The sequence below is a fragment of the Azospirillum sp. A1-3 genome, from assembly GCF_023806445.1.
Classification (GTDB): domain Bacteria; phylum Pseudomonadota; class Alphaproteobacteria; order Azospirillales; family Azospirillaceae; genus Azospirillum.
The window spans coordinates 181,859-205,637 of sequence record NZ_JAMSLU010000002.1; the positions used below are offsets into that span (position 1 = coordinate 181,859).

General features: G+C 65.5%; 20 protein-coding genes and 4 pseudogenes. 15 read left to right on the forward strand and 9 right to left on the reverse strand.

Translation table 11 applies throughout. The annotated features are described in order from the left end of the window. Positions 1 to 4: 4 nt before the first annotated feature. Together M5E06_RS14190 and M5E06_RS14195 are read right to left on the reverse strand one after the other, a co-directional pair. Positions 5 to 823: an enoyl-CoA hydratase-related protein gene (locus M5E06_RS14190; RefSeq protein ID WP_252138707.1), complete on the reverse strand. Its 819-nt coding sequence runs from the start codon at positions 821 to 823 to the stop codon at positions 5 to 7. After that, positions 820 to 2,148 carry a CaiB/BaiF CoA transferase family protein gene (locus tag M5E06_RS14195; protein ID WP_252138708.1) on the reverse strand — a complete coding sequence of 443 codons (1,329 nt, stop codon included), beginning with the start codon at positions 2,146 to 2,148 and terminating at the stop codon, positions 820 to 822. Before M5E06_RS14195 ends, M5E06_RS14190 begins: the two co-directional genes overlap by 4 nt. Between M5E06_RS14195 and M5E06_RS14200 the strand changes: the two genes are divergently transcribed. Together M5E06_RS14200 and M5E06_RS14205 are read left to right on the forward strand one after the other, a co-directional pair. Continuing rightward, positions 2,147 to 3,025, forward strand: coding sequence for a LysR substrate-binding domain-containing protein (locus M5E06_RS14200; RefSeq protein WP_252138709.1), 879 nt, complete (start codon positions 2,147 to 2,149; stop codon positions 3,023 to 3,025). The genes M5E06_RS14195 and M5E06_RS14200 overlap by 2 nt on opposite strands. Before the next feature lie 403 nt (positions 3,026 to 3,428). Further along, entirely contained in the window at positions 3,429 to 4,751 is a 1,323-nt protein-coding gene (locus M5E06_RS14205) for an MFS transporter (protein ID WP_252138710.1), read from the forward strand. A 94-nt stretch (positions 4,752 to 4,845) separates the two neighbouring features. Here the strand turns inward: M5E06_RS14205 and M5E06_RS14210 are convergent. Next, a pseudogene (locus M5E06_RS14210) lies at positions 4,846 to 5,421 on the reverse strand (IS6 family transposase); the annotation flags it as partial. A 67-nt stretch (positions 5,422 to 5,488) separates the two neighbouring features. Between M5E06_RS14210 and M5E06_RS14215 the strand changes: the two are divergent. Further along, the gene (locus M5E06_RS14215; RefSeq protein ID WP_252138711.1) at positions 5,489 to 6,202 is read left to right on the forward strand and encodes an IS6 family transposase; all 714 of its coding nucleotides are present in this window, start codon (positions 5,489 to 5,491) and stop codon (positions 6,200 to 6,202) included. Between the two features lie 128 nt (positions 6,203 to 6,330). After that, positions 6,331 to 6,525 carry a hypothetical protein gene (locus M5E06_RS14220; protein ID WP_252138712.1) on the forward strand — a complete coding sequence of 65 codons (195 nt, stop codon included), beginning with the start codon at positions 6,331 to 6,333 and terminating at the stop codon, positions 6,523 to 6,525. A gap of 118 nt (positions 6,526 to 6,643) precedes the next feature. Here the strand turns inward: M5E06_RS14220 and M5E06_RS14225 are convergent, their stop codons facing one another. Further along, positions 6,644 to 7,540 (reverse strand): LysR family transcriptional regulator, encoded by an 897-nt coding sequence (locus M5E06_RS14225; RefSeq protein ID WP_252138713.1) that lies wholly within the window; start codon positions 7,538 to 7,540, stop codon positions 6,644 to 6,646. Between the two features lie 120 nt (positions 7,541 to 7,660). Between M5E06_RS14225 and M5E06_RS14230 the strand changes: the two genes are divergently transcribed. Further along, positions 7,661 to 8,995: an MFS transporter gene (locus M5E06_RS14230; RefSeq protein WP_252138714.1), complete on the forward strand. Its 1,335-nt coding sequence runs from the start codon at positions 7,661 to 7,663 to the stop codon at positions 8,993 to 8,995. Further along, positions 8,992 to 10,128 (forward strand): mandelate racemase/muconate lactonizing enzyme family protein, encoded by a 1,137-nt coding sequence (locus M5E06_RS14235; RefSeq protein ID WP_252138715.1) that lies wholly within the window; start codon positions 8,992 to 8,994, stop codon positions 10,126 to 10,128. Before M5E06_RS14230 ends, M5E06_RS14235 begins: the two co-directional genes overlap by 4 nt. A gap of 144 nt (positions 10,129 to 10,272) precedes the next feature. Here the strand turns inward: M5E06_RS14235 and M5E06_RS14240 are convergent, their stop codons facing one another. Beyond that, positions 10,273 to 11,307 carry an aldo/keto reductase gene (locus M5E06_RS14240; RefSeq protein ID WP_252138716.1) on the reverse strand — a complete coding sequence of 345 codons (1,035 nt, stop codon included), beginning with the start codon at positions 11,305 to 11,307 and terminating at the stop codon, positions 10,273 to 10,275. A 132-nt stretch (positions 11,308 to 11,439) separates the two neighbouring features. On the opposite strand from M5E06_RS14240, the gene M5E06_RS14245 reads away from it, so the two are divergent. From M5E06_RS14245 to M5E06_RS14255, 3 genes are all read left to right on the forward strand, one after another. Beyond that, complete coding sequence (locus tag M5E06_RS14245; protein WP_252138717.1) at positions 11,440 to 12,363, forward strand: LysR family transcriptional regulator; 924 nt, start codon at positions 11,440 to 11,442, stop codon at positions 12,361 to 12,363. 189 nt (positions 12,364 to 12,552) lie between these two features. Next, positions 12,553 to 13,197, forward strand: coding sequence for a hypothetical protein (locus M5E06_RS14250; protein WP_252138718.1), 645 nt, complete (start codon positions 12,553 to 12,555; stop codon positions 13,195 to 13,197). A gap of 22 nt (positions 13,198 to 13,219) precedes the next feature. After that, positions 13,220 to 13,888 (forward strand): RES family NAD+ phosphorylase, encoded by a 669-nt coding sequence (locus tag M5E06_RS14255; protein WP_252138719.1) that lies wholly within the window; start codon positions 13,220 to 13,222, stop codon positions 13,886 to 13,888. On the opposite strand, the pseudogene M5E06_RS14260 reads toward M5E06_RS14255, so the two are convergent. The 4 genes and pseudogenes from M5E06_RS14260 to M5E06_RS14275 all read right to left on the reverse strand — a co-directional run. Further along, a pseudogene (locus tag M5E06_RS14260) lies at positions 13,834 to 14,019 on the reverse strand (IS3 family transposase); the annotation flags it as partial. The gene M5E06_RS14255 and the pseudogene M5E06_RS14260 overlap by 55 nt on opposite strands. 27 nt (positions 14,020 to 14,046) lie before the next feature. Beyond that, positions 14,047 to 15,105: an IS110 family RNA-guided transposase gene (locus tag M5E06_RS14265; RefSeq protein WP_252138720.1), complete on the reverse strand. Its 1,059-nt coding sequence runs from the start codon at positions 15,103 to 15,105 to the stop codon at positions 14,047 to 14,049. Between the two features lie 200 nt (positions 15,106 to 15,305). Further along, a pseudogene (locus M5E06_RS14270) lies at positions 15,306 to 16,158 on the reverse strand (IS3 family transposase); the annotation flags it as partial. A gap of 137 nt (positions 16,159 to 16,295) precedes the next feature. Beyond that, positions 16,296 to 17,006, reverse strand: a pseudogene (locus M5E06_RS14275) (IS6 family transposase). A 122-nt stretch (positions 17,007 to 17,128) separates the two neighbouring features. Between M5E06_RS14275 and M5E06_RS14280 the strand changes: the two are divergent. The 6 genes from M5E06_RS14280 to M5E06_RS14305 all read left to right on the forward strand — a co-directional run bounded on the left by M5E06_RS14280 (position 17,129) and on the right by M5E06_RS14305 (position 23,774). Beyond that, positions 17,129 to 18,007, forward strand: coding sequence for an MBL fold metallo-hydrolase (locus tag M5E06_RS14280; RefSeq protein ID WP_252138721.1), 879 nt, complete (start codon positions 17,129 to 17,131; stop codon positions 18,005 to 18,007). Positions 18,008 to 18,096: 89 nt separating this feature from the next. Beyond that, positions 18,097 to 18,981 (forward strand): LysR family transcriptional regulator, encoded by an 885-nt coding sequence (locus M5E06_RS14285; RefSeq protein ID WP_252138722.1) that lies wholly within the window; start codon positions 18,097 to 18,099, stop codon positions 18,979 to 18,981. A gap of 195 nt (positions 18,982 to 19,176) precedes the next feature. Continuing rightward, positions 19,177 to 20,187 carry a succinylglutamate desuccinylase/aspartoacylase family protein gene (locus tag M5E06_RS14290; protein ID WP_252138723.1) on the forward strand — a complete coding sequence of 337 codons (1,011 nt, stop codon included), beginning with the start codon at positions 19,177 to 19,179 and terminating at the stop codon, positions 20,185 to 20,187. A gap of 33 nt (positions 20,188 to 20,220) precedes the next feature. Then, a complete protein-coding gene (locus M5E06_RS14295; RefSeq protein ID WP_252138724.1) occupies positions 20,221 to 21,834 on the forward strand; it encodes an ABC transporter substrate-binding protein in 1,614 nt (537 codons plus the stop codon). 70 nt (positions 21,835 to 21,904) lie between these two features. Beyond that, on the forward strand, positions 21,905 to 22,840 hold the full coding sequence (locus M5E06_RS14300) for an ABC transporter permease (RefSeq protein WP_252138725.1): 936 nt from the start codon (positions 21,905 to 21,907) through the stop codon (positions 22,838 to 22,840). A gap of 40 nt (positions 22,841 to 22,880) precedes the next feature. After that, the gene (locus tag M5E06_RS14305; protein ID WP_252138726.1) at positions 22,881 to 23,774 is read left to right on the forward strand and encodes an ABC transporter permease; all 894 of its coding nucleotides are present in this window, start codon (positions 22,881 to 22,883) and stop codon (positions 23,772 to 23,774) included. Positions 23,775 to 23,779: the final 5 nt, after the last annotated feature.

Genomic DNA, 23,779 nt, shown 5'->3' on the forward strand with positions numbered 1-23,779 from the left:
GCGATCAGGCAGGCAATTGCCGGCGCGCAGCCCGCCGAACCGCCTGTTCTTCCAGGTAGCGGTCGACCGAGGCCGCATGTTCCGGCGACAAATGCGCCAGCGTCTGAAGCGCCGCGGTCGCGTCGAGGCAGCCCGCCAGATCGCTGCGCTCCGACATGCGAAGAAGTCGCTTGGTGTAGCGCAGGGCCGGCGCGGAGTTCCGCGCGATCTCCTCCGCCAAAGCGTGGGCGCGATCCATCAGCCCGTCGGCCGGAACGATCTCCGACACCAGCCCGTAGTCGAGCGCCGTGCCGGCGTCGATGATCCGGCCGGTGAAGGCCAGTTCCGCCGCGCGGGCGTGCCCGACTGCTCTGGGCAGGAACCACGCGCCGCCGATCCCCGACACCAGCCCCAATCTGACGAAGGTCTCCGCGAAGGTGGCGGACGGCGACGCGATGCGCAGATCGCACATGCAGGCGAGATCGAGGCCAGCCCCCATCGCCGGACCGTTCACCGCCGCGATGACCGGCACCTCCAGCCCGTAAAGAGCGAGCGCGAGGCGTTGCAGCGTGCGCCGATAGCGTTCCCCGATGTCGATCGGCCCGCCGGCCATCAATCCTTGGTGCGACTGCATGTCCTTGACGTTGCCGCCCGCGCAGAAGGCCGACCCGGCGCCGGTCAGGGTCGCCACGTGGATGCTGTCATCCGCATTGATGGCCTCGATGGCCGCAATGAAGTCGTCGCATTGCTCCGGCCGTGAAAGAGCGTTGCGGGTTGCCGGCTCGTCCATCGTCAGGAAGACGAGTCCGCCCTCCCGTTCAGTCCTCAGAAATGGGCGTATCACGATGTTGCTCCAGTGAAGACCACAGCATCCGACACGAGCGCGTCCACATCCGCTTCAGTGAAGCCGAAGCGTTGCAGGACCACGCGCGAATCCTGACCCGTGAGGGGTGGTGGTGCGGACGGCCGCGCCGCGCCGGCAGTGCCCAGGGCGAAGCCCGGCATGCGGAAGCGGCCTGCCCGCGGGTGATCCAGTTCGATCTCGATGCCACTCGCCGTATACTGCTCGGTGCCGGCGACTTCGGCGTAATCGGCGACCGGGGCCGCGACGATGTCGGCCTCCCGCAACAGCGGCAACCACTCGGCGGATGTCCGCTGGCGGAAGATCGGCTGAAGCACGGCAAGCAGCGCCGGCCGTTCGGCGACGCGCCCGGCATTCGTCGCGAAGCGGGGATCCGCGACGAGATCAGGGCGCCCGATGAGGGCGCAGAGCGCTTGCCACCGGCGATCCTGGTAGGCGGCGACCATGATCCAGCCGTCGCGGGTCGGCAGCGCCTCGTTCACGGCGGCGTAGGGAGCGGCACTGCCCGTCGGCTCCGGTACCGCACCGGAGTTGAGATAGGCGGCGAGGTTCAGCTGCTGGAGCATCAGCATGGAATTGTAGAGGCTGACATCGAGATGCCCGCCTTCACCCGTCGCATCGCGCCGCCGCAGGGCAGCCAGGACCGCGACGGTCGCGAACAGCGCGCCCGTCATGTCGGCCAGCGGCAGCGGCACCTTTCCAGGCCCTCCATCCGGGGCCGAGATCCCCGCCATCAGCCCGGTGACCGCCTGGATGATCCCATCCACGCCGGGGCGGCCGGACCAAGGCCCGATCTGTCCGTAGGCGGAGAGCGAACAGGTTATGAGGTCCGGCTTGACCGCGGACAGGGCCGCGTGGTCGATGCCGAGGCGGGTGGTGACGCCGGGCCGGAAATTCTCCAGAACGACATCGGCGCGCTCCACCAGTCGGCGGATCACCCTGCCCGCCTCCGGCCGCTTGAGATCGATGCTGAGGGCCAGCTTGTTCCGGTTCGCCGTCAGAGCTGTCAGGCTTTCGCCATTCTGCCAGGGCGGGCCGAGCCGCCGCGCGAGTTCGCCGTCCGGTGGCTCGATCTTGATGACGGTTGCGCCCATGTCCGCGAGCCACATCCCGCAGACCGGTCCGGCGATCAACTGGCCGAAATCGAGAACGGTGAGTCCGGTAAGAGACTGTGCGAGCATAAGAATCAATGACTCCATGGACATGAGCGGTGCCGCTCCGTGATGAGTCCATGTGCCGCCGATTGCGCTTTCGCCACAATCGAGTAATCTTGCGCAACTGTTGAGCAAAACTGCACGGTCGATCATGAGAGACCTGCCTCCGCTGAACGCGCTCCTGGCGTTCGAGATCGTCGCGCGCACGGGCAGCGTCCGGGCGGCCGCAGATGAATTGCTGGTGACGCCGAGCGCCATCAGTCGGCAGATCCGTCTGCTGGAGGATCATTTCGGCGTCGCGCTGTTCGCCCGCCAAGGCCGTGGTCTGACCATGACCTCGGTCGGTGCAGCCTACTACGAGCGGGTCACCAGCCACTTCGACGGGTTGCGCAAGGCCAGCACGCTTCTTCACGCCTCGTCCGGCCGGGCGGTGCTGAAGCTGCGCTCCTACACGACCTTCGCGACGCGATGGTTGTTGCCCCGCCTGTCGCATTTCCAACTGGCCCATCCGGAAATCGATGTCCGTCTGACGACGGAATCTCAATGGAGCGACTTGGGCGACTTCGATGCGGCCATCCGGCTTGGCGACGGGCAATGGCCCGAGCATCGCGCCGCTCCGCTGGTGCCGAACATACTGCGCCCGGTCTGCAGCCCGGCTTTGCTGAAAGGATCGGAGACGAAGGACGCCTCCTGGCTCGCTCAACAAACGCTGCTCTTCGTACGCGCCCGTCCCGACGATTGGGCGCTCTGGTGCGACGCAGCCGGCATCGACATGACCGGGCTCAAGCGCCGCAGGGAACTGGAAAGTTCGGCCTTGGCCTATCAGGCGGCGCTCGAAGGGCATGGGGTGGCTCTGGCCCAACTCGTCCTCGTCGAGGACGAGTTGGCGGCCGGCGACCTGGTGGCGCCGATCGCGTTCGCGCTCGATCGCCGGAACGTCACCTACTATCTGGTGTCCAATGTCCGGAGCCAGAAACGCACCGTCCTCGATCAACTCCAGCGCTGGTTGACGTCGGTCGACGCCGCCTAACGGATCGGAAGCTCGACGGTCACATCCGCGGCCCCGCCCACCGCGTCTCCGGCAATCGTTTCCCTCAGGTCAACAGTTGAGCGATTTTACTTGCTAGTCCGTCTGCCTGATTTTCACTACCGTCCGTAAAGACAGAGCCGCCTTGGCTCCGTGGACAAATCCACTGCCGGTCCGGAGCGCGCCCGGAATCCAAGGCGCGGATGTCCGAGCCAGACTTTGATCGCCCGGAAAAATACAGCTCCGAAGACCCCTGGGGACCGGAACGAAAGCCATGCCGCTTGCAATGGAGGAGCCTTTCGGCTCGCCCCCGCACCATGAGCGGCCACCGTCACAAACAATCCGCATTCTGAAACACCGGATGCGCAGGGGAGGAACCGAAATGGTCCAATCGCGGCCACCGAACATGTTGTCGATCGTTTTCTCATCCAGCCTTGGAACCATGCTGGAATACTATGATTTCTTTGTCTACGTCGCCCTTACGGCAACCTTCACCAGGCTCTTCTTTCCAACGGAGGATCCAGCGGTGGGCGCTCTGGTCGGCGCCGCGGGCTTCGGCGCGGCGTTCCTCGCGCGACCGATCGGCACGCTCATCTTCAGTCCGATGGCGGATCGGGTCGGACGGAAGAAAACCTTCGTCGTGACCCTGACGCTGATGGGGGCGGCGACGTTCCTGATGGGGTGCCTGCCGAGCTATGCCACCGCCGGCGTCGCCGCCCCTGCCGCGCTGCTCGCTCTGCGCGTCGTGCAGGGTATCGCACTGGGCGGCGAATATGGCTCGGCGGCGGTGTACGTGATGGAACACGCCCCAGCCCGACGGGCCGGACTCTACACCAGCGTGCTGCAAGGTACCGCCGGGGTCGGACTGCTCTTCGCCCTTGTCATCGTCGCCGTCCTCAAGACCAGCCTCAGCGCCGAGATGTTCGATCTGTGGGGCTGGCGGATACCGTTCCTTTTGTCGGCACCGATCGTCATCGTGGCGACTTTCATCCGATTGAAGATGACAGAGACGCCGGTCTTCCTGGAACTCAAGCGATCCGGAACGCTCTCCGCGTCGCCCCTCGCGGAATCTTTGACGAGCCGGGCAGCCTGGAAAGGAATCCTGCTGGCGATCTTCGGCGCGCAGGGCGGGACATCGGTCGCATTGTACACGTCGGTGGTCTACATGCTGTATTTCCTGCAAGGCGTCCTGAAGGTCGACAGTATGCAGGCCAACATGTGCGTCGCTGTCGCGGTGCTGGTGACCGCGCCGCTGTTTCCGGTTTTCGGCGGACTTTCGGACCGGATCGGCCGTGCCAGGACCATGCTGATCGGCATCGTCTCCTGGATGGTCATCGCCTATCCGGCCTTTTCCGGCATTGCGGCGGGTGCCGAGACGGGCTCGTGGACCCTCGTCACCCTTCTCATCATGGCGCTGGCCGCGCTGACGGCAATGATCATGGCCCCCCTCCCCGCTTTTATTTCGGAATGCTTCCCGCCTCAGAGCCGCACGACAGGCTTTGGTTTGGCGCAACAGGTCGGCAATGTCATGTTCGGCGGGTTTTTGCCGCTGATCTCGCTGACGCTCGTTAACTGGACGGGCAATCCACTTGCCGGCGTTGGATACTCCATCGCGTCCCTGATCCCCTGTGCGGTGGTCACCTACAGCTGGGCGATGAGGGCGGAGAAGGGGAGAAATGCGACCAAGGCTGCACCTCCGATCGAGGCTCAGACCCAATCGATGGGATGAAGGCCAGTGCTGGTATTGGTCGGTGCGATAGGTGGCTCTGTTGCAAAGTTTTCTGGCAAGCGGGAGATGATGGTTACGGGCATCACCGCCGACGCTATGCGTCCTGGAGTTCGAGCCGTTGGCTGATGAACTGGATGGCTTCGGCAAGCGCGCCGGGTCCGACGTTGAAGGCCCGTTCGACAAGGCGCGCCTCGCCCCGCATGTCGCGGGTGATGTTGAAGCGGGACGCTTGGCCTTTGCGGAGTGCCCGCATCACCTCAAAGCCCTTGATCGTTGCGTAGGCCGTCTTCAGGGTTTTGAAACCCCGCACCGGGCGGATCAACTGCTTCAGCTTGCCGTGGTCGGCTTCCACCATGTTGTTCAGGTACTTGACCTGCCGGTGCTCGGTCTCCTCGGGACATTTGCCCTCGCCCTTCAACTCCGCCAAGGCCGGCGCATAGTTTGGCGCCTTGTCGGTGTTGATGACCGTCGGCGTCTCCCACGCCTTCAAGCCGTTGAGCGTCTTGGACAAGAAGCGCTTGGCGGCGGCGGTGTTTCTCGTGGAAGTGAGGTAGAAGTCGATGGTGTTGCCATGCTTGTCGACAGCTCGGTATAGATAGGCCCACTTTCCGCCCACCTTCACGTAGGTCTCGTCAACCCGCCAGCTGGTCGACCGCGGACGGTTCCGTTGCAAAGTTTGCCGGCGGTCGGAGATCGGGTAAAACCCAGCCGCTATCGGCGGCTGGGGTGACACGGTGATGCGCAGCGGGAAGAGCCCGTTCAAGGGCCGGCAGTTCACGGCGGAGGTGATCCTGTGGGCGGTGCGCTGGTACCTGCAATTTCCGATCAGCTACCGTGACCTCGAACGCATGCTGGCCGACCGCGGCGTGACGGTCGATCACACGACGCTCTACCGCTGGATCCAGGCCTACGCCCCGGAACTGGACAAGCGCATCCGCCCGCACCTGCGGATGACCACCGGCTCCTGGCAGGTGGACGAGACCTACGTGAAGGTAAAGGGGCGCTGGATGTACCTGTACCGCACCGTCGATGCGCACGGGCAGACCATCGACTTCCTACTCAGCGCCAAGCGCGATGCGGCCGCGGCCCGGCGCTTCTTCCGCAAGGCGCTGAAGCAGGCGCACACGGTCAACCCGCGCACCCTCACCGTGGACAAGAACGCCGCGTATCCGAGCGCGACCAAGGCGATGAAGAAGAACGGCGAGCTGTGGCGGTTCACGAAACTGCGCCAGATAAAGTACCTGAATAATATTGTTGAACAGGATCACCGACGGATCAAGCGGCTGGTCCGGCCGGGGCTCGGGTTCAAGGGCTTCCACACGGCACGTCGGACGATTGCCGGCTACGAGATCCTGGCGATGGTCCGCAAGGGGCAGGTCGCCGCCCTTCCCACCAACGACATGCCGACCCAGGCGGCCTTCGTCGCCAGCCTGTTCGGTGTTGCCGCCTGACGACGCGGACGCCGCGGCTCTTCGCGCCTGCCGTCAAACTTTGCAACGGAACCGCCCTCAGCGCCACCGCGGAGGCGGCGCCGACCCAGCGCGACCGCCACCTTCTGGCGATTGCCGAGACTGGCCGCATGGCTTGGCAGCGAACGTCCGGCTACAACGCGCGGGCCAAAGCGGAGGCGGTGATCGCGCGCTACAAACAGCTCATTGGCGACCGCCTGCGCGCCCACAGTGACGACGGGCGGCGTACCGAGCTCATGATTGCGGCCAACCTGCTCAACCGCATGTTCGGTTTAGCATGCCCGAGCTATGTCCGCGTCTCTTGAAAAGACCGGAAGACGGGGTCCGTCCGTCACCACTCGCCTCGATGCACCACGGCGCACCCTGTTCAGGCTGGCGCTGCGCCAGACCGAAGGCCTGATCGGCTCCATCCCTCGCCACCAGTCAGATGTCGAAATAGTCGATCCGCCGCATCACCTGGGCGATGGATCGTGCGACCGCAGCCACCTTGGGATCGTTGACGCCGGTTCGATAGCAGATGAAAAGCCGGCCATTCTCCACCCGGGGATCGGACGCCACCAGCTGAACCTGACCCAGCGCGATGAACCGCTTCGCCATGGGAATGGGAAGCAGCCCGGCGCCGACCCCTCCGGCCACCAGCTCCGCGATCACCGCAACGCTCGTGCAGGTGCTGAGACGGCCGGGAAAGAGGCCCGCCGTCGCGAACCAGCCGCTGATCTGGCGGTGCATGGCCGAAGGGGGAGGGTTGGAGAAGATCGGCTGCGACCAGAGATCCCGCGGGGTCAGCGGACCGGTCAGCCCCCAGGACTTCGGAACCACCCAGCTCGTCGGCTGCGCGCCGAGCGGCTGGAGGTGGAGTTGCTCGTCGCCGATCGGGTTTAGCAGCACCGCCACGTCCAGCGCGTCGCGCAGAAGGGCGTCTTCGAGCGTGGTGCTGGTGGACACCACCCATTCGGGCTGCAGGGCTGGATGATCATCCAAAAGCCCGGCCAGCAGCGGCGAGAGGCATGTGACGGCAAAGCCCTCGGCCAAGCCAACCCGGACCCGGCCGGCGATGGTCCGGGATTCATCCTGTCCGCCGATGGCCCGCAGCTCGGTCATGATCGCGGAAACCCTCGGCAGCAGCAGGCGGCCTTCGGGTGTCAGCCGCAGGCCGCGGCCCGTCCGTTCCAGAACGTCGCTTCCCAGGCCCTCCCTCAGGTCCTTCAGGCGCAGCGACAGCGTGGGCTGCGCCAGGTTGAGATGCTCGGCGGCCCGTTGCGCAGAGCCCAGTTGCGCGGTCCAGAAGAACGCCTCCAGCTGCGCGATGGTGATCCGCATATCAGCTTTCCCAATATCAGATGTTCAGTACATCCTATTTGATTATCAATGTCAATGAACGGACACTCTTGGACAGCGAAGCAAGCGTGGCGAAGTCCTCGCAATTCGGAGGAAACCAAGATGAAAGAGCGATCCGACGTCATCGCCAAGGTGGGATGGCGCATCCTGCCGATTTTGATGGTCTGCTATTTTGCGGCCTTTCTCGACCGGGTGAACATCGGCTTCGCCGCGTTGACCATGAATCAAGACCTGGGATTCTCGGCCTCCGCCTTCGGCTTCGGCGCCGGCATCTTCTTCCTGGGCTACGTGCTGTGCGAGGTTCCGAGCAACCTGCTCCTCGTCCGCTACGGCGCGCGACTCTGGATTGCCCGGATCCTGATCACCTGGGGGCTGCTCTCGGCGGCGACGGCCCTCGTCTGGAGCCCCGGTAGCTTCTATCTGGTGCGCATCCTCCTGGGCGCCGCCGAGGCCGGCTTCTTTCCGGGCATGATCTTCTACATGACCCTGTGGTTCCCGCGGGAATACCGCGCCCGGATGTTCGGAACCTTCAACATCGCCGTGCCGCTGTCGTCGGTCATCGGCGCCCCCGCTTCAGGCCTGATCATCGAACATCTGAACGGCTGGAACGGTCTGGCCGGCTGGCAGTGGATGTTCATCCTGGAAGCCATGCCCGCCATCGTCATGGGCATCGTCGTCGCCCTCTTCCTTCCGTCCTCGCCCGAGAAGGCCGGCTTCCTGGCCGAGGACGAGCGCCGCTGGCTGTCCGCCCGGCTGCAGGCCGAGCGCGCGACCCAAGAGAAGGCGGAACGCTTCACCGTCTCCCGCGCAACCCGCGATCCCCGTGTCCTGCTGATGTGCCTGATCACGGTCGGCCTCGTCATGGGCACGACGGGCATCGCCATCTGGATGCCGCAGTTCGTCAAGGCATTCGGCCTCACCACCGTGCAGACGGGGTTCGTCGCCGCCATCCCCTCCGCTTTCATGGCGCTGGCCATGGTGCTGGTGGGCCGCCACGCCGACCGTACCGGCGAACGCGTCTGGCACGCGGCCGGGCCTTTCCTGGTCAGCGCCGCGGGCTTCGTCCTCGCCGCGCTCAGCAGCGATCCGCTGCTCGGACTGGTCGGGTTGACCATCGGGGCGGCCGGAATTGGCGGGGCGTCGCCCAATATCTGGATCTTCCCGACCACCCTGCTGACCGGCACCGCCGCCGCCGCCGGCATCGCGCTGATCAACTCCGTCGGCAGCACGGGCGGCTTCTTCGGTCCCACCATCATCGGCTGGGCGCGGGATGCCACCGGCAGCTTCGCCGGTGCACAGTTGGTCCTTGCCGGCGCCATGGCGCTGACGGCCTGCGCGATCCTGCTGCTCGGCCATCTGATGCGCGACGTGATGCGTGGCGGTGTCGCCAACGCGTCCCCCTCCGCCCTGGAAAATACACAGGAAAGCAAGGCATGAGCATCGCCGCCGTCCGCCTTTATCATCTGGTCGCCCCTCTGCCCGAAATCATCGGCAACGCGCTGGTGTCCTTCGACCGTCGCGAGACCCTGTTCGTCGAGATCGTGGATCGCAACGGCCGATCCGGCTGGGGCGAAGCTTGGCATACTCCCGCGGCCGATCACGCCACCATCGCCTCGCGCCTGGCCCCCCGCCTTCTCGGGCAGGATGCCCAGCAGATCGGCCGGCTCTGGCAGGAGATGCGCGAGGTCGCCGGCGGAGCTATGGGGGCCGTGGCGGCCGTTGACATGGCGCTGCACGATCTTGCGGCACGCCTGCGCGGCATTCCGGTCAGCACGCTGCTGGGCGGCACCCTGCGCGACCGTGTCGCCGCCTACGCCAGCGGTCCCTTCTTCAAGCCCGGCGGTCATCCCTACCGGGATTTCGAACGCGAGGTGGAGGGCTATCTCCGGGCGGGATTCAAGGCGATCAAGCTGCGCAGTGGATTCGCCCCGGCGGACGATGCGGCCGTCGTCAACGCCGTTCGCCGACTGATGGGGCCGGACGGCACACTGATGCTGGATTTCAACCAGTCCTACGCGCCGCGGGCTGCGCTGGCCGCCGTGTCGAAAATGCAGGAGGCCGGTCTGCTCTGGGTGGAGGAACCAACGGTCCCCGGCGATCTGCAAGGCTACCGCATGCTGTCCGGCCGGATGACGCCCGCGCTGGCCGGTGGAGAGACCTTCTCGGATGCGCGTGCCTTCCGGCCCTTCCTGGAGGCCGGCTGCATGGATGTTCTGCAGCCGGACATCGCCGTCTGCGGCGGATTGACCGGTGTCGGACGGGTGGCTGCGCTGGCGGAGCTCTACGACCGGCCGGTCGTTCCCCATGTCTGGGGAGGAATCGTAAACTTCCAGGCGGCTCTGCATCTGACCGCGACCTTGCCCGCGCTGCGCAGCGGTGGCGCTGCCGGAGGCTATCCGTTCCTTGAATTCGATGCCGGGCCCAATCCCCTGCTGGACCTCTGCGGCCGTCCCGCGGTGAACAACGACGGGACCGTCACGGTGCCGGATGGCCCAGGCTTCGGCATCGATCTGAACGCTGACATCCTGTCACCCTTCGTCGTCGCACGGCAGGACGTGACGGGACGGTAATCTCCACCCCACCACGGGCCGGCGACCGTCATTCCAGGAGTGTGTACCGGCCAGGGGTGTGCGCCGGGTCTATTAAGCACTGTCTTCCCGCTGGGTCGGCGGCGGCGGTGCGACCGAAGGTGCCGCCTGAAGCACTCCAGGACCTCAGACAGGCCGCGGGTTGAGGCGAGCGAACCCCTCCTGCGTACGGTACGGGTAATAAGGGTAGGCGGGCATCACGTCGCTGGCCGCATCAAGACGGGCGATCTGCCCGGATTCGAGCCTCCAGCCGACGGCGCCCAGGTTCTCGCGCAGCTGCGCCTCGTTGCGGGCGCCGATGATCACCGAGGATATGGTCGGCCGCGAGAGCAGCCAGGCGATCGCCACCTGGGGCACGCTGCGGCCGGTCTCAGCCGCAACAACGTCCAACGCGTCGACGATCCGGTAAAGGCGCTCGTCCTCGACGGGCGGCCCCCACTGAGCGGTGTCGTGGAGGCGGCTGCCCTGCGGAATCGGCTGGCCGCGGCGGATTTTACCGGTCAGCCTCCCCCAGCCGAGGGGGCTCCAGACGAGCGCACTGACCTTCTGGTCGAGGCCAAGGGGCATCAACTCCCATTCGTAGTCGCGCCCGGTCAAAGAATAGTAGACTTGGTGCGCGACATGACGCGGCCAACCATGACGGTCGGCGGTCGCGAGCGACTTCATCAGCTGCCAGCCCGCGAAATTCGAGGCGCCGATATGGCGGACCCTCCCAGAACGGACGAGCGTGTCCAGCGTGTGCAGCACCTCTTCCACCGGAGTGAAGGCATCGAAAGCATGCAGCTGGAGCAGGTCAATGTAGTCCGTTCCGAGCCGTCGGAGCGCCGCCTCCACGGCGCCGGTCAGCCGGTGACGGGAGACGCCTGCATCATTCGGCCCGTCACCCATAGGCAAGCCGGTCTTGGTCGAGATCAGCACCTGGTCGCGTCGCCCGCGTATTGCGGCGCCAAGCACCTTCTCCGAGCTGCCGTCGGAGTAGACATCAGCAGTGTCGAAGAGTGTGACGCCAGCGTCAAGGCAGATGTCGATCAGCCGGCGGGCGTCATCGATGCCGCTGTTCCCCCAAGCCGAGAACAGCGGTCCTTTGCCGCCGAAGGTACCCGTTCCGAAGCTGAGCGCTGGGACCTTGAGCCCCGAGGCTCCGAGTGTGCGGTACTCCATGTCCTTCTTTCCTCATCAAGGCTGTCACGGTCACGCCGGTCGCCGTGCCGAAGCGCGTCGTCCACTTGTCAAGGATATAGCTGACGTAACATCTATGAATTAGACTGCTTCTAGTCTCAGCACTTGTGACGGATGATCATCATTGTGACGCGGATGGAGGTGAACCGGACGGCCGAGATGGAGGTCTTTGCGCAGGTCGTCTCTCTCGGTGGATTCACGGCGGCAGCCCGTGCGTGCGCCCTTACACCATCAGGTGTCAGCAAACTCATCTCGCGGTTGGAGACACGGCTCGGCACGCGGCTGATCCACCGGTCAACCCGCCGCCTCAGCCTGACGGCGGAGGGTCAGGCGTTCTATGCCCGCGCTGTGCGGATCCTGGGCGAGATCGAGGAGGCCGAACGGGATGCCTCGGCTGGTGCTGCGCCACGCGGCCATCTGCGCGTCAACAGCAATGTCCCCTTCGGCATTCACTACCTGATACCATTGGTGCCCGAGTTCCTGGCCGCATATCCCGGCGTCACCATCGACCTCGTAATGTCAGATGCGGTGGTCGACCTGATGGAGGAGCGGGCTGACGTCGCGATCCGAACCGGGCCGTTGCGCGATTCCAGCCTGATGATCCGCAAGCTGGGGAGCACTCGCATGGTCGTGGTCGGTTCTCCGGCTTATTTGGACAAATATGGAACTCCAACCCAACCCGGCGACCTCGCCCAGCACAAGGGCATTGGCTGGACCTTCGCGCGTACCATCGGCGGCTGGTCGTTCCAAGTGAGCGACAGGATCGAGGAGCACATGCCGCCCATTGTCGTTCGGGCGAGCGACGGAAGCGCGGCGCGGTTGCTCGTCCTGGGTGGCGCCGGTTTAGCCCGATTGGCGCGCTTCCAAGTGGGTTCCGACATCGCTGCCGGTACGCTTATGCCGATTCTGGAGGATATGAACCCCAACCACGATGAGGACATCCACGCTGTGTATCTCGGAGGTGCAAGCCCCCTGCCCGCTCGCGTCCGCGCGTTTGTGGATTTCATCGCGACCCGCTGCCGTTTTTCCGATCGTTAGCGTCCGCAACATTTCAAGTATTTGGGAATTGGCCAGCAGACCACTCCCGATCACGAATGCTTTTCAGATTCCAGGCGTACGGCACCGTTTATGTGAAGATGCCCGCGTTCAGGAAGGGTGGTTTACGTGGTTTTTGTGATACATATATAGTCGCGCGTCAACCAACCGTTCTGAACCGTGGAGGTCGACATGGTGGCAGTCAGGGCCGACAAGGGAACGAAGCGGCAAAACCGGCGTCCGGACTCTGGGACAGCGGTGTCGATCGCCCGCCTTGCAGCGGAGGGATCACCGCTCCAGCGGGCTTTCTTCCAGCGCGTCGTCACCGGCTTGACCCGGTTTGCCAAAGGCGGCGACGAGGTGATCGCGGCGGCCATGCAAGCCTCGACCGATGTCGGCACGCTCGCCTATGTCGCATCGGAATTGGCTGGCACCCCAGCAGTGGCCGACCTGGACCCGACAGCGGCTTTGCTGGCTGCCGGTGCGAAGACCAAGCAGGACATTCTGGAACGCGCGGGGGGAATCCTCGGCGTGAACGACGTTGCCGCCCTGCTTGGCATCACACGCCAGGCAGTCGACAAAAGGCGGCGGGCGCACCGCCTGATCGCGATCTCCCAGGGCCATGACTACGCTTACCCGGCGGCGCAATTCACAGGGGACGGACTTGTGCCCGGCCTTGATCAGGCGCTTGCGGCAATGCCGATCCGCGATCCGTGGATGCGCTTGGAGTGGCTGCTGACCGCAGATGACGAACTCGACGGGTCCAGCCCGCTGGAGGCGCTGAAGGCCGGCCTCGCCGACGAGGTCGTCGCGAACGCGGCCGGCTATGGCGCCTGACCCGCGGCCATTCGCAGCGCCGATGCAGGCGCCGATGCCTGGGGCGGATTTGGACGGACGGCCACTGCCCCTGTTGACGGTGCCGCAAGCCACAGTCTGGTACAGGGTCCATCACGAGACCTTTGGAGCCATTCATTTCGGGCCGCGCATTCCACCCGGCAACCGCTACGACGATCCGGCCTGCATCTTCGGCACGCTCTATGCGGGCGAGACGCTGGAGGTTGCCTTGGTTGAAACCATGCTCCGGAACCCCAGGCTGCGTCTGGTCTCCCTGGAGGAGGTCGCCGTTCGGCGGTGGTCGGCAATTCAAGCCAGCCGCGATCTGCGCCTCGTCGACTTCTGCGGCCCGGGATTGAGCGCCGTCGGCACGACAGGCGGTGTCAACACTGGCAGCTACCGGGTGTCGCAAGCCTGGGCTGCCGCTCTGCACCGGCATCCGGACGGGCCGGACGGCATCCTGTACCTATCCCGGCACAACCCGTCGCTTCGTTGCGTCGCGCTGTTCGATCGTGCCGACTTGACGGTCACCGCCGGCGCCTCTGCCGAGTTCGACGTGCCGTGGCTCGCCTCGGCTTTGACGCTGTACGGGAAGGTGCTTACGCCCTGTGATCTTGCCCTGGTTCGGTGGACAGGGTTTCACGCAGATCTTAGCTCGGCCTGTTCTGGGGTGATGTATCCGATGGCCGAGTGAGCGCGTTGGCGATTGTAGTAGGTTTCGATGTAGGCGAACACCTCCCGGCGCGCCTGGTCGCGGGTTTCGAACCGAGTACGATGGACCAACTCGACCTTGAGAGTGTGGAAGAAGCTCTCCATGGGAGCATTGATGCTCCTATGTTGGTCAACCGTCTTTTAAGCCGTTTTGCCTGGCGGTTTGCCGGTGCAGAGATGTTGATAGATTTCCCGCGCGATATAGCGCTTCAAGCATCTGCGGATTTCGCGAGGTGATTTGCCTTCAGCTGTTCGACGCTGGACGTACTCGCGGGTCGGCGGATGATGTCGCATGCGAACAAGAGCTACGCGGTAGAGGGCGGCGTTCGCGCGCCGGTTGCCACCACGGTTGAGGCGATGACGGCTCGTCTTGCCGCTTGAGGCCGGAACTGGGCAGACGCCACAAAGCTTCGCGAACGCGGCTTCGGATCGGATTCGTTGCGGATTGTCGCCCAACACGATGAGCATGTCGGCGATCGTACCGGTCGACACACCTGGCGCCTCCATCAGCGCTGGCGCCTGGGCGCGTACCAACACCTCGAGAACGGCCTCATGCTGCTTGATTTCAGCGTCCAGCATCAGCCAACGCTGGGCCAAAGCCCGCAACGCCATCTTCGCAGACGCAGTTGTCGAAACAGGCTTTCCTGGGCGTAGGGCTGCGATTGCCTTGATGAGCGTCATCTTGCCAGAAATGCCGATAAACCGTTCACGGAGCGGCTGCGGCGCATTCACCAGAAGCGTCTTGAGCGTGACGATGGCCTGGGTCCGCGCCTTGACAGCCGTATCGCGGGCAACCTTGAGGTGACGGATCATCTCGACGGCACCGTCTCCCGTTTTGGGTTGGGTATCGACATCACCCGCCAAAACGGCGCGTGCAGCGGACTCGGCATCGACGGTATCGGTCTTGCCATGTCTGCGGCGGAGTTGCCGGTTGACCCGACCGACTTCAACGACGTGCAAGCCTCGGGCGATCAGCGCCCGGCTGAGACCGGCACCGTATGACCCAGTGCCTTCGATGCCGAAGGCATGTACGGAACCGAGGTTGCAAGCCCAGTCTGCGAGTTGCTGATAGCCTCGGCTTGTTGCGGAGAAAGAAGCACTGGCGAGCCGAGCGCCCAAGCCGCTGATGGCAACAGCGACATGAACATCCTTGTGAGTATCGATGCCAACGACGACGGCATCCGGTGTGATATCATGCATGTGGGTCCCCCAGGCAGATAGAACCCGAAGGCGACCTGCGAGCGGACAGGACTGTGACGGGACGGCACTCCCTCAAGCTCCTATCAAGTCACGCTTCGCAGCCCTCCGGCGCAGCCTGGGGGACCGACAGTTCAATGCCATGACACAGGGTCAGTCGTAAGCACGGGTCAGGCCTCCCAGACTGCCGCCATAGTCTCACAGTCGTAGCAGCAGCCCTTGCGCGACATGGACTGCCGCATCCCGGCCGCCTGCAACAGGTCCCGGTAGTCCCGGGAAGCATACTGACTGCCGCCAGATACAGCCAGCCTTCAGCAGTGGGCAAATAGGTGATGTCGGCAAGCCAGACCCGGTTGGGCGCGGCCACCTGGAAGGCTTGGCCCAGCAGATCGGGAGCAACCGGCAGGCCATGGCGGCTGTCGGTCGTGACGGGCCGGAACCGGCGTGCGGCTGCACCCCAGATGCCGTGCCGGCGCATCAGACGCGCCACCCGGCCCCGGCTGGCGGCGACGCCCTCCGCGCGGAGGGCTGCATGCACGCGCGGGCTGCCATAGCGGCCATGGTGGCGACCATGAATGCGTCGGACCTCGACCAGAAGCTGTCGGTTGGCAGCGGCCCGCTGGCTTTCCGGCCGCCCACGCCACGCGTAGTAACCGCTGGCGGACACCCCGAGCACCGAGCACATGAGCCGGGTCGGAAACTCGTCCCGGTGGTCCTCGATGAAGCGGAACCTCATCTCGGTGCTTCCGAGAAGATGCTGATTGCCTTTTTTAAAATGTCGCGTTCCTGCCGGGCGCGCTCCAGCTCGCGTCGCAGCCTCGCGATCTCCGCCGTCTGCTCGTCCGGCTTGGCCGGCGTGGCGGTGCCGGATACGGCAGGGGCGCCAGACCGTGAGCGCGGCGGGTGGCCTTGGGCTACCCGCCGCCAGTTCCGCAGCACCGAGGCCTGGAGGCCCAACTCTCGCGCCACATGCTCCAGTGGCCGGCCGCTCGCTTCCAGCAGGGCAACGGCCTCACGCTTGAACTCGTCCGTGAAGGATCGCCTCGTCTTCGTCATCAGACACCTTCCCGCTCCACTCGGAGCTTAGCTGTGGTGTCCACCGAACCAGGGCAAGATCATTGTTGTGCAGGCACCGTCAACTTGTCGATGACCCGCCAGAGTGAAGACGCATGAGCCTGGAACGGTCTTTCTAATTAGGGGGCCAGCGGCGCGCCGGCGACCGCGGCCCAGACCTGGAACCCCTGGGTGCGAGCCTTCCGAAAGTCGGCGGCAGAGCGGTGGTCGCGACGAAGGTGGAAGTGATTTGCGATCGGGTCGTGGATGGATAGGAAGCGCTGGGCCTGCACGAGGTCTTTGAAGCGCCTCCTCTGCCGTTCACGTCGCCGGGTGGGTTGGTGGGAGATCTCGGCCCGATTGCTCAGCCTTTTGTGCTGGCGGTGTTCCCCGCCCATGGCCAACTCCCGCTTGGCGGCGGCGTCGGACTTCTGTTTGTCGGTGATCAGAACGCGCGGTACCCGGCCCTGCTTTTTCAGCAGCTTGCGTAGTAAGCGCTTGGCTGCTTTGGTGTCGCGCTGGCTCTGAAGCAGGGCAAAGAACGAAGCCGTCTTGATCCACGGCCCGCCAGAGGTATTGTTTGCGGCCGCCGATGGTCAGTACGACCTCGTCGAGGTATCATTGGTCGCCCCGCCGTGGCGCCCGGCGGCGCAGTCGAGTAGCGATATCTGGGCCGAACTTCCGGGCCCACTGGCGTACCATCTCATGGCTCACCGTGATGCCGCGTGCCGCGACATCTCCTCCCCCATTGGCAAGCTGAGTGGAAAGCGGAGGTACAGCCCCACCGCCGTCGCGACAATCTCGGCGGGAAAGCGGTAGCCGGCGTAGCGGGGATCGGGGCACGTCGTCATGCCGTCCCATACCCCGCGTTCGCCGGCCCTTGCAACAAGGTAACCGACAAGTTGACGGTGCCCATGTTATATCTAGCCGGCCACGGCACCACAGATGGCATGCTCCATGGGAGGCTGCGAGGATGACCGACGAACCGCGCCTCCAATTGGGCAGCCTCGACATTCTCCGGCTGACCGAAATCGTCTTTCCCCCCTATGAGGCGACCATGCTCCTGCCGGACTGGGCGGATGAGTTGATCGCTCCACATCAGGACGAGCTGATCCCGGATGCGATGACCCCCGATTGCGCCGGTCTGGTGGTCAACGTCAATCTGTGGGTGGTAAGGACCCCGCATCATCTTATGGTCATCGACACCGGGATCGGCGACGGCCGCACCCGTCGGGTCCCGCAGTTCGACGGTCTGCACACAGGCCTCCTCGATCGGATGAGGGCGGCCGGCATCGCTCCGGAGACCGTCGATTACGTGCTGTGCACCCATATCCACAGTGACCATGTCGGATGGAACACACACTGGAACGACGAGCGCTGGACCCCCGCATTTCCCAACGCACGCTACCTCTGGTCGCGGACCGAGAACGACAAGGCGGCCAGCGAAGGCTTCCGCACCGGCCCCGCCGCCGGCGTCTATGAGGACAGCGTGCTGCCGGTCATCGAGGCCGGCCTGCTCGACCTCGTACCCGACGACGGCGGCGAAGTGATCGAGGGGGTGACCTTCCATCCCACCCCGGGCCATACACCCGGCCACATGTCCATTTCCGTCCGCTCCGCCGGCCATGAGGCCTTCTTCAGCGGCGACGTCCTTCACAGCCCGGTGCAGGTGCTTCGCCCCACCTGGAATTCGATGTTCTGCCAGGATGCCGAAGCGGCCCGCCGATCGCGCCGCTGGGCGCTGGAGCACGCCGCGGAGCGTTCGGCGCTGGTCCTTCCCGCACATTTCGGCGGCCGTTCGGCGGGCCGCGTCGTACGCAGGGGCGAGTGCTTCCACTGGAGCTTCGCATGAATCGCCCCGGGGCGATGTCACCGCGCCGACCACGCGCGTGCGGCGGCCGGGAACTCGCCACCCAAACGCCCCCATTCGGAGCGTAGCCCATGGAATTGCGCCATCTCCGCTACTTCATTGCCGTCGCGGAGCATGAGAGCGTGCGGCTGGCATCCAAGCGGGTGCACATCACTCAACCCGCCATCTCGCGCCAGATCCAGTTCCTGGAGGAGGAACTGGGGGTCGCGCTGTTCGATCGCGGGCCGCGCGGGCTGCGGCTCACCGCCGCCGGCGCCCATTATCTGGTCGAGGCGCGCAGACTCCTGGCACAACTGGAAGCCGCTGGCCGCTCCGTCAAGCTCATCGCCGCCGGTCTACAGGGGCGGCTGCGGATCGGCTTCGTAGAAAACGCCGGCTGGGACGGACTGGTGCCGGAACTGTTCAGCCGCTTCCAAAGGGAGGCTCCCGGTGTCCAGTTCGAGCTGGCGCCGCTCAACACCCCGATGCAGCTGGAGGAAATGGAAGATGGAACTCTGGACGGCGGCTTCGTCTACCTGTTCGAGCCGCCGCCGGCCAACCTCGCGACCGTCCCCCTGCTCAACCATGGCGTGACGCTCGCGGTGCCGCGCGCCTGGGGGCTGCCGGCGGATGTTCCAATGCGCGCTCGGGACCTTGCCGGCCGCCCTTTCGTCACCTTTCCCCGCTCGATCTACCCAGCTTACTACGACCTGCTGCTGAGCGCCTGCCGCCAAGCCGGGCTGACCCTGAATGTGGTGCAGGAGGTGTCGACCGAAGCCGCCATCCTGTCGCTGGTCTCCGCCGGAATCGGAGCAGCCATCGTCAACTCGGCGAACCGCGCGCGTCCCCCCGCACGGGCCCAGTTCCTCGATCTGGCGGACGTGTCGATCCGCCTGCCGCTATCCTTCGCGTGCCTGTCCGAGAACGCCAACCAGGCGCTGATCCGCTTCCGCTCCGTCATCGCCGCCGCTCTCTGAACACCCTTTGCGGGCGCGCCGCCATGCTCATACCGATGCCTAGGAGGCATCAGTATGAGCAGAAAACAGCACTCGCAGTTCCATCGGGAATTCGCAACACTGATGACAGTCAGTGATCCGAACGATGCTGTCGGAACGACCGACGCCTCGCGACGCTGCTTTCAAAACAGATCCTCTTGGCCCAACGAGGTCCGCATGACCCGTGCGACGTCCCGCATCTCCATCGATGTCGATTTCGTACGCGACGGCTTCCAGACCGGCACGCTGCGCGTTCCCCATTCCCACGACCGTTCCGCCTACGGGCACATCGCCATCCCCGTCGCCGTGCTGAAGCGTGGAAGCGGGCCGACCGTTCTGCTGACCGGCGGCAATCACGGCGACGAATATGAGGGGCCGATCGCCCTGGCCAAGCTGGTGCGCCGCCTGCCCGCGCTGGCGATCAGCGGCCGCCTGATCGTGATCCCGGCGCTGAACTTCCCGGCCCATATGAACGGCAGCCGCACCTCGCCGATCGACAAGGGCAACCTGAACCGGATGTTCCCCGGCGCCCGCGACGGCACGCCGACCCAGATGATCGCCCACTATGTGGAGACCGTCCTGCTGCCGATGGCCGACCTAGCCCTCGACCTGCACGCCGGGGGAGCGTCAATGAACCATCTGCCGACCCTGCTCGCCTCGCCACCTCCGGACGAAGAGCGGCAGGGACTTTACCGCCGGCTGGTCGAGGGATTCGGCGCGCCGAACGTGATGATCGCCAACCTGCTGGGCGAGGACCGCACCTTCGCCGCCGCCGCCGAACGCCAGGGCAAGCTGTTCCTGTGCGGGGAATTCGGAGGGTTCGGCACCTGCGATCCGACCAATCTGGCCATCGTCGAGGACGGCATCGAGCGTCTGCTGACCGCGATCGGCCTGCTGCCCGAACATCCGGCACCCGAGCCGCGCCCGGGCCGGCTGCTGCGCGTGGAGGGTGAACGGCACTATGTCTTCGCGCCCTGCCCCGGCCTGTTCGAGCCCGCTTTCCGCCTCGGCGACGATGTCAGCGAGGGGCAGCTCGCCGGTCGCATCCACGACCCCCACGCGCCCTGGCGCGACCCCGTGGAACTGCATTTCCGCGGCTCCGGTGTCGCGGTCTGCGTCCGCAGCTTCACCCACGTGCAACCCGGCGACTGCGTCGTCCATCTCGCCGCCGACACGAACTGGACCTGACCCCCGCCGTCCCCTCCCGACCGGAGCTTACCCATGCCCTTGCCCATGCCATCGCTCCTTCGACGCTCGGTCCTCGCCGCCAGCGCCTGCCTGCCGCTGCTCACCGCTGCGGATGCAGGCGCCGCCGGCGCTCCCACGACCCTGCGCATGGTGCCGCAGGCGGACCTGAAGTTCCTCGATCCGATGTTCACGACCAATTACGTGACGCGGAACTACGGCTATCTCGTTTTCGACACGCTGTTCGGCCTGGATTCGCACGGCGTGCCGAAACCGCAGATGGTGGAAAGCTACACCCGATCCGACGACGGGCTGACCTGGAGCTTCACTCTGCGACCCGGTCTCACCTTCCACGACGGCGCCTCGGTCCGCGCCGCTGACTGCGTCGCATCGTTGCAACGCTGGTCCAAGCGCGACAATTACGGCCGCGCCATGATGGCCGCCGGCGCGCAGTGGCGGGTGGAGGACGAGCGCCGCTTCACCCTGACGCTTGCCCAGCCCTTCGGTCTGGTGCTCGAATCCCTTGCCAAGGCATCAGGCATGATTCCGGTCATCATGCCGGAACGCACCGCCAGCCGGTCGGGCGACGAGCCGTCGAACGAGGCCATCGGCTCCGGCCCCTACATGTTCAAGCGGGATGAATGGGTACCCGGCAGCAAGGTGGTGTTCGTGCGCAATCCGGCCTATGTCGGGCGGAGCGAGCCGGCTGACTTCCTCTCCGGCAACCGCGCCGGACATATCGACCGCATCGAATGGCTTTACCTTCCCGATTCCAACAGCGCCACGGCATCGCTCGCCCTGGGCGAAGTCGACATGCTGGAGCTGGTGCCGCCTGACTACATCGCCCCCCTGCGCGACGACAAGACGATCCAGGTCCGGCAGGGCGGCGCCATCCAGGCCTCCATGATCGTCAACCATCTGCATCCCCCTTTCAACAACCCGAAAATCCGTCAGGCCGTGCTGCATGCGATCGACCAGGAGAAGTTCCTGGCCGCCATGGGCTACCCGCCCGACCTGCGCATGACGCATTGCTCGACCTTCTTCATCTGCGGCGGCCCCAACGAAACCTCGGCCGGTGCCGACGCCTACAAGAAGCCCGACATCGCCACCGCCAAACGGCTGCTGGCCGAAGCCGGTTACAAGGGCGAGCCGGTGGTGGTGCTACTGCCCACCGACTATGCCGTGCTGAATGCCGCGGCACTGATGGTCATCCAGACGCTGAAGGACATCGGGATGAACGTCACGACACAGTCGATGGACTGGGCTTCGGTGGTCGCCCGCCGCGCCAGGAAGGATCCGCCGGGCGCCGGCGGCTGGAGCGCGTATGCGACCTACGCCGCCAGCTTCGACGTCAACTCGCCGATCAACAACTTCATGCTGGGCTCGGCCTGCGGCAACAGCATGCCCGGATGGCCCTGCGACGAGACGCTGGACAAACTGCGGGCGGAGTGGATCCGGGCCGACAAGCCGGAAGAGCGCCGCGCCCGGCTCGACGCCTTCCAGGAGCGGGCGTACCAGACGGTGCCCTATATCCCGCTTGGCCAGTACGCCTCCCCCTACGCGGTGCGCAACGACGTGACGAACGTCAATCGGCTGATGGGCGACATGCCCCAACTGTGGATATTGGACAAGAGTCCCGCGACACAGTGACCACCGCCAGGTGACCGCCCCCCGATGACCGTCCCCCGATGACTGTCAACGCGCTCGTGGAGTGATCGTCATGACCTATGTTCTTCGCCGCGTCGCCGCCACGTTTCCGGTCATGGCGGTCGTCGCGATCCTCGTCTTTCTGCTGATCCACCTGTCATCCGGTGATCCGGCCGCTCTGATCGCCGGCGACACCGCCACCGCCGAGGACATCGCCCGGCTGCGCGGCGTGCTCGGCCTCGACCAACCCCTCTGGAGTCAGTTCCTGCTGTGGATCGGCCGGCTCGCTAGGGGTGATCTCGGCACCTCGATCTTCACAGGGGTGCCGGTTTCCTCGCTTCTGGCACAGCGGCTGGAACCGACACTCTCCATCGCGCTGCTGACCATGACGCTGGCCGTGCTGGTATCGGTGCCGCTCGGAGTGCTGGCGGCGCATAAGGCGGGAAGCTGGGTCGACCGGCTGGTCATGATCTTCGCCGTGCTGGCCTTTTCGACACCCGTCTTTCTGGTCGGCTACCTGTTCATCTACGGCTTCGCCATCAAGCTCGGCTGGCTGCCGGTGCAGGGCTATGTCAGCCTCGCCAAGGGCTTCTGGCCGTGGCTGAGCCACCTGATCCTGCCTTGCGTGAACCTGTCGCTGGTCTACATCGCGCTCCTGACCCGGATGACGCGCGCCACCGTGCTCGACGTGTTGCACGAGGACTACATCCGGACCGCCCGCGCCAAGGGGCTGGGGGTGGTCGCGGTGCTGGGCCACGCGCTGCGCAATGCCGCCATTCCCATCGTGACCACCGTAGGCGTCGGCATCGCCTTTCTGATCGGCGGCGTGGTGGTGAGCGAGACGGTGTTCGCGATCCCCGGTGTCGGACGGCTGGTGATCGATTCCGTCCAACGCCACGACTATCCGGTGATCCAGAGCGTGCTGCTGCTGTCGGCAGGAATGTATGTGCTGATCAATCTGCTGATCGATCTCAGCTATCGCCTGTTCGATCCGCGCATCCGCGCCTGAACCCGGCCGGAATGAAAGCCCCGACGAAAGGTCCACTGCCATGACGACAGTCTCCCTCGCTCCGGCGCCGGCCGGTGCCGCGGTACGCACGCCCACCATCCGTTCGCGCATGCGCCGCTGGCTGCGCAAACATCCGACCCTGATCGTTGGCGCCGCCCTGCTGTCCACCGTCGCCGCCCTGTCGGTGGCGGCACCCTGGATCGCCAGCCATGATCCCCAGGCGCTCGATCCGCTGGCCCGCTTCCGGCCACCATCGGCTGAGCATCTTTTCGGCACGGATGCAATGGGCCGCGACCTGTTCAGCCGCACCGTCTGGGGCGGCCGCGCCTCCCTGTCGGTCGGCCTGCTGGTCGCTGTGCTGGCGACCTCGGCCGGGGTGGCGCTCGGCCTGCTGGCCGGCTTCGTCCGCTGGGCGGAGGGGCCGGTGATGCGGCTGATGGACGGGTTGATGGCCATTCCGGACATCCTGCTCGCCATCGCGCTGATGGCGGTGACGCGCGCCGGCCTGACCACCGTGGTCGTGGCCATCACCGTCCCGCAGGTACCGAGGGTGGTGCGTCTGGTCCGCTCGCTGGCGCTGAGCCTGCGCGAGCGGCAGTATGTCGAGGCCGCGCATGCGCTGGGCACGCCGCTGCTGGTGATCCTGGTCCGTCATGTGCTGCCCAACATGATCACGCCGCTGATCGTGCAGGCGACCTTCATCGCCGCGACCGCCATTCTGATCGAGGCGCTGCTGTCCTTCCTGGGTGTCGGGCTGCCGCCGCAGATCCCGAGCTGGGGCACCATGATGGCGGACGCCCGCAACTTCATCGCCATCGCCTTCCACGCCGCGCTGTTCCCCGGTCTGTTCCTGGCCGCCACCGTGCTGTCGGTGAACCTGATCGGCGACGGGCTGCGCGACGCCCTCGATCCCCGTCTGGCCCGCCAACTCTAGGATTC